Annotated in this window: 5 protein-coding genes; 3 read left to right on the top strand and 2 right to left on the bottom strand. The window is 35.8% G+C overall.

Annotated features, from left to right (window positions below):
• The 3 genes from H964_RS01805 to H964_RS01815 all read left to right on the top strand — a co-directional run.
• On the top strand, positions 1–1,383 hold a 1,383-nt coding region (locus tag H964_RS01805; RefSeq protein ID WP_039764242.1), incomplete at its 5' end, for a response regulator transcription factor.
• A 22-nt stretch (positions 1,384–1,405) separates the two neighbouring features.
• Positions 1,406–2,467, top strand: a complete 1,062-nt coding sequence (locus H964_RS01810; RefSeq protein WP_039764243.1) for a sugar ABC transporter substrate-binding protein — start codon at positions 1,406–1,408, stop codon at positions 2,465–2,467.
• A gap of 37 nt (positions 2,468–2,504) precedes the next feature.
• Positions 2,505–3,245, top strand: a complete 741-nt coding sequence (locus H964_RS01815; RefSeq protein WP_039764244.1) for a DUF72 domain-containing protein — start codon at positions 2,505–2,507, stop codon at positions 3,243–3,245.
• A gap of 45 nt (positions 3,246–3,290) precedes the next feature.
• Here the strand turns inward: H964_RS01815 and H964_RS01820 are convergent, their stop codons facing one another.
• Both H964_RS01820 and H964_RS01825 read right to left on the bottom strand, forming a co-directional pair.
• Positions 3,291–4,631: a glycoside hydrolase family 30 protein gene (locus H964_RS01820; RefSeq protein WP_039764245.1), complete on the bottom strand. Its 1,341-nt coding sequence runs from the start codon at positions 4,629–4,631 to the stop codon at positions 3,291–3,293.
• A 216-nt stretch (positions 4,632–4,847) separates the two neighbouring features.
• On the bottom strand, positions 4,848–6,080 hold a 1,233-nt coding region (locus H964_RS01825; RefSeq protein ID WP_039764247.1), incomplete at its 5' end, for an ABC transporter substrate-binding protein.

Consider the following 6,080-nt stretch of genomic DNA (forward strand, 5'->3'; position numbering starts at 1 on the left):
CTTGTCTTTATAGACATTCAAATGCCTGACATGAGTGGTATAGAGGTAATGGAGGAATATAGAAAGATAAAAAAAGAATTTTTGCCACTTTTTGTAATAATATCTGCACATGACAGATTTGAATATGCAAGAAAATCTGTTGAACTCGGAGCATATTCTTATATTCTAAAACCTTATTCAATTGCTGATATTGTGGATGTGACAAGAAAAGCATTTGATGAAATAGACAAGATTCTTTCAAAGCAGTTAGAAGAGATAGAGAGAAAAAAGAAGATAAAAGCTATGCAAAGCATAATTGAAAACGGGTTTGCTTTTTTGCTGCTCAATGGCAAGCTTTTTTCGGATTTCAGTATAAAACAGCTTGAACAAATTCTCGATGTTCAAAGTCTTAAAAGTGGATTTGTTGCAATTGTTAAAATATCCCAACAGAATGCGATAAACAGTATTGATTTGTTGAATGATGTAAAAAACGAACTAAAATCAGCATTTTCACACAGATGCGTTATATCGTTTTTATCTGCAAATTCTCTCCTATGCATTTTTACCTCAGAAGACCCAGACTATAAAAATGCTCTAAAAGACAGAATACTCAAAATTGCTAAGGCTAAGGTAGATAGCGATATAGAAGTTGGAATTAGCAGTCTTTCCAACCTATATGAAGACTTTGAAGACGCATTTTATGAAAGCTACAGCAATCTAATCAGCGAAAGTGATAATGAGATAACAGACCTTTATTTAGACTTAGAGCTTCTTGAAAAGAAAATCTTGAATGTACTTTTAAAAACTTCAGGTTTTTCTCAGGTTCAAGACCAGATTTCCGAGCTTATTAAAAAATATATTGAGGCTTATGGCTCAAATCAAGCAAAATACAAAGTCATTTTGTTTGTAATCCAGCTCTTGATTGAGGCCAATATCAAGGAAAACCCAAAGCTCATGTTAGCAGTCGAGAGGTTTATAAAAGAGATAACCGCACAAGATGCACAAAAAGATATTGTCCAAAAATCTCTTGATGTCATTGCCGCAATTGTAAGTGAAACTTCTTTGCAAAAAAGGTCGCTTAGCTCTAACAGCATAATCTCCCAGGCAGTTGAGTATATAAATAAGAATTTTACCAAAAATATCTCCTTAGAGGAGATGAGCAAATTTTTAAATGTGAGCCCATATTATTTTAGCAAGATATTTAAAAAGTCGATGGGAATAAACTTTAAAGAATATCTCATAAAGCTAAAAATTGAGCATGCTCAAAAGCTTCTTAAAGAGACAAATATGCCAATAAAAGAGATAGCATATGAGGTAGGATTTGATGACCCAAACTATTTTATAAAAGCATTTAAAAAGTACACAGGCACAACTCCTGCAACTTTGAGATCTTCCCAAAAATAAATAAAAGTGAGGCAAAAGAAAAATGAAAATTCTTTCGAGAGACAAAAGGTTGATTTTTGTCATATTAATAGTTTTACTGATTGTAGTATCAATCGGGGTTATTTGGGTTTTAGCAAGGCATGTATATTCTTATAAATCTAAAAAGCAGCAAAGACCGCCCATCAAAATTGGGTTTGCTATGAGTACTCTAAAAGAAGAGAGATGGTTTTTTGATAGAAAATATCTAATAGATGCTGCAAAGAAGAAGGGATTTGAAGTTGAGTGGACAAACGCAAACGAAAATGATTCAACTCAATTTCAGCAGGTAAAATACCTTCTCGCAAAAGGGATAGATGTGCTTATAATTGTACCAAGCAGCTTTGATGGAGCAAAAAGAGCAATAGAGCTTGCAAAACAAAAAAACATTCTTGTAATTTGTTATGACAGAATTGCTATGAATGCTGATATTGACGCATACGTGAGCTTTGACAACATAGAGGTAGGTAGAATAATGGCAAAACATCTTTTAAAAAAGGTACCTCAAGGAAATTACGTATTCATTTTGGGAAATCCTAAGGACTACAACACTGCTTCGATTCGACAGGGGTATAAAAAGGTATTAGACCCTTACATCCAAAAAGGGAAAATCCACATCCTTCTTGAGGATTACTGCTATAAGTGGAAAAAAGAATACGCCTATGAGTACATTGCAAAGCTTCTTCAGGCTGGTAAGAAAATTGATGCTATCTTAGCTGAAAATGATTCTCTTGCCGAGGGGGCTATCTCTGCACTTGCTGAGAAAAAATTAGCTGGTAAAGTCCCAGTTGTTGGGCAGGATGCAGAACTTCCTGCTTGTAAAAGGGTAGTCAGCGGTCTTCAGTCCATGACAGTTTACAAACCTGTCAAAAAGCTTGCTGATTTGACCGTAAAGATTGTGGAGCAGCTGGTCAAAAATGGTACTTTACCTTATACTAAAACCTATTTTAATAATGGCTATAAAATGGTCCCTGCTTATTATATTAAGCCAATTGAAGTTACTCGAGAAAATATAATTGCAACTATTGTAAAAGATAAATATCATAGTTATGAGGAAATATTTAAATAAAATCTTTTTGCATTAACGTATATCGAGGGGATAGCAAATGAGTAAAAAACTTTACATAGGAACATCTGGCTGGTCATATTCTCATTGGAAGGAAATTTTTTATCCTGCCACTCTGCCTTATGAAAAAAGGCTGGAGTTTTACTCAAAACACTTTGCGACTTCCGAAGTGAACTCATCTTTTTACCACCTGCCACAGGAAAAAACCATAATAAACTGGTATGACTGTACTCCAGAAGGTTTTATATTCTCCATTAAGGCTCCACGGTCCATAACACATTTAAAGAGGCTCTCTGCAGTAGATGAAGAATGGGAAAAGTTTAAAAATAGGATAGACCTGCTTAAAGAAAAACTTGGCCCTATTCTTTTACAATTTCCTCCAAGCTTTAAGAAAGACGAAGAAAATTTACAAAAACTAATAAACTTTTTAAGAGGAAAAGAAAAGTACAGATTTGCTTTGGAATTCAGGCATAAAAGCTGGTGCGATGAAGAAGTTTATGAGATTTTGAAAAGTTTGAATGCAGCTTGGACAATAGCAGACTCATCACGCTACCCCAAGGCAAAAGTTGTAACAGCAGATTTTTGTTACATTAGAATGCACGGCCCACAGAGTCTTTACAGTTCAAGCTATTCAGATCAGCAGCTAAAAGACTTAGCAAACGAAATAATGCAATATGCGAAAGTTTGTAATGAGATTTACGTATATTTTAACAACGATGTTAATGGCTGTGCAGTGAAGAATGCTAAGACTTTGATGGAGTTTACCTCAAATATACTTTGATTCCCAAAATTAAAGGTGGGCTTTCAACACCCACCCACTTTAAATTTATTTTTCCAGAACAATAGTTGATATAGACCTTGCTGGGGAGTTTCCACAGAATATTTTATCTTCAATGACCATATTAAACTCTATTTCCTCTGGGTTTTTATTTAACACAACCACCGCCAAAGTATCATCCCCATTCTTTGCTGCCAAAACCTCAAGTCTTGAACTATTGCAGCTGCTTTTGACTACTTTAGCTCCCGGTTTTATGAATTTAGAAAAATGCCCTATATAATAATATGCGTTTTGATAGTAAATCTTTTTCTGGTCTTTATCAACAATTATCGGTGCGTCGCAAAAGTTTCCAACATGATTGGGGCCTCCAACTGTGTCAAGAACAATATTCCAATCCATAAATCCAATCGTGTAGCTGTTAAAATCACCAATTATCTCATGAGCATACCTTTCACCAAGCTCCCAGGAACCAAGCTTCACCCCACCTTCCTGACAACCTTCGGTAAACACCAAATTGACATCAGGAAACTCTTCTTTTATTTTTTTGAGCTGGTCAAAATGGTCTCCTCCATACCAGTGGAATGCAACTCCCCATACATACTTAGCAGCTTCTTTGTCACTCAAAATTGTTTTTACTCTCTCATATATGATATCTTTGTTGTGGTCCCATATAAGTATTTTTATATGGGAAAGCCCTTCTTCTTCAAGAGTTGGTCCTAAGTAATCCTTCACAAAATCTCTTTCCTCTTCAGCGGTGTATATGCACGACTCCCACACTTGAGTTGCCATTGGCTCATTTTGAACTGTTACAGCCCATATATCAATTCCTTCTTCTTTATATGCTTTTATGAATTTGCAGAAAAACCTTGCCCATGTTTTTTTATACTCATCTTTTAGCTTTCCACCATGGCACATATCACCATTTGTCTTCATCCATGCAGGCGGACTCCATGGCGAAACGAGGATTTTGAGGTCTTTGCAGTATTCTTTTATCCTTTTTAAAAGAGGAATTACCATCTTTTTGTCTCTTTCAATGTTAAAATGTTTTAGATCGGTATCACCTTCAACATCATCACAGCTGTAGCTGCCTGTACAAAAATCACAGCTGTTCATGTGGATTCTACAAAGCTTATAGCCAAGCCCATCTTTGGGGTCAAAGTATCCTCTTAAAATCTCTTCTTGCTGGTGTGGTAAAAGTGATAGTATATTTACCGAGGCAGCCTCTGTAAGTGCTCCACCAAAGCCTATTACCTCTTGAAATGTACTGGATGGCTCAATTGTTATAACAGACTCTTTTGCTACTTTTTCACACTCTTTTACATTGTCTACTTGCTGAAAAGGACTATTGTAATCCTTTGCGGTTATGTAACATGCAATTTTTTTGAACATCTTTAATTCTACCCCCTTTTGGATTTCTAATTAAATGAGTTAGTGCTGGAATATATATTCATTCTACTTCAAGAGCTTTTTTCGAGTAAATACACTGAATTTTAGAAAAGGTCTCAATTTTGTTGAAAAAAATAGGCACGGAACACCCGCTAAAAGTGTCCCGCTACAAAACCAATTAATACCATTTGAATGTAATTGCTGATTCTGCCGGGACCATTATTTGCCTGTTTCAAGTTTCTTAAATTCTAAGAGCTGGCGTTGAATTTCCTTAAATACTTTATCATAACCTGCTCTTTTGAGTTTTGCTCTATATTCTTCTACAGCCTTTACTGGATCATTTACCTTTCCAAAACTTATGGCTGTTCCTAAGGTGCTTGTTACATTAGACAATGCTGCAATTTGGGGTTGAATTGATTTTAAATCAAGCACAAGTCTTCCATATGGATATGGTTTTGCAATTTTATTGTATCTTGCATAATACTCTTTAAGACCTTCCCATTCATTATATGATGGTAGCACGAAAGCATCTATCCTTGTTCCCCATGCATTTGTCCAAAAACCATATTTATTTGCATCAAAGTTTGGAGGAATATAATATTTTCCATCTTTAATCCAATAATTTACACCTTCACGCCCATAGTGCAAAAGCCTATAAACCTTTTTATTAGTTCTAATTTGTTCAAGCACCATCAATGCCCTGTCTGGATACTTGCTATATCTTCCCACTGCAATAGCATCCTGGGTTATTGGCTGTTTTACAAGGTTGTTTCTTGTATCACTAAACGCGAAGAATTGCAAATCAGAACCAGGTTGCCTCTTGTCCATTTCGCGCCTCAAACCACTAAATGAATCGGGATGAGCTCTTTCAGCACCGGTCTTCCCTTCATATAGCAGCTGTGTAGTATCACCTTTAAAGTTCAGAACATCTTCGCGCCAGAATCCTTTGCTTGCCCACTGTTTCATAAGTTTTGCATATTCTACAAATGTTTTGTCAAATACTGGTGAATAGAGAGTATATTTATCTTTATACGACTTGCCCCAAAATAGTTTGTGACCACCTGTGTCAATTGGAAGCTCAACTGCATCCGTATTTGATATTACCCAACCGCTAAATAACTCAGACGCTTTGCTTGAATTTCCTGTCACATCATAAGGAATTACACCTGGTAGATTTTTCTTTATACCTTCTAAGTACTTTCCAAAAGTGTACCAATCTTTGATAGGAAGCTTGATGCCAAACTTTCTAGCCCAGTCTCCTCTGTATGCAAATCCATTGTTGACATAGTGAGTAAATAAATTTTCTGGCACAGCAATTATTTTACCTTTGTACCTTACCTGGTCCCATTCTTCAGGCTTTACTTGCTTCCATAGTTTTGGAGCATATTTGGGGAGTAAATCATCTAATTCTTTAAAAGCACCTTTTTGAGCATTGCCCCACATATTAAGCCA

Origin of the sequence: Caldicellulosiruptor sp. F32 (assembly GCF_000404025.1) — a bacterium.
In the GTDB taxonomy this organism is placed as follows: domain Bacteria; phylum Bacillota; class Thermoanaerobacteria; order Caldicellulosiruptorales; family Caldicellulosiruptoraceae; genus Caldicellulosiruptor; species Caldicellulosiruptor saccharolyticus.

What these genes read in the sequence shown, in the direction of transcription:
- H964_RS01815 (WP_039764244.1), top strand. Translation starts at nt 2,505, where the DNA reads ATGAGTAAAAAACTTTACATAGGAACATCTGGCTGGTCATATTCTCAT.
- H964_RS01810 (WP_039764243.1), top strand. Translation starts at nt 1,406, where the DNA reads ATGAAAATTCTTTCGAGAGACAAAAGGTTGATTTTTGTCATATTAATA.
- H964_RS01820 (WP_039764245.1), bottom strand. Translation starts at nt 4,631, where the DNA reads ATGTTCAAAAAAATTGCATGTTACATAACCGCAAAGGATTACAATAGT.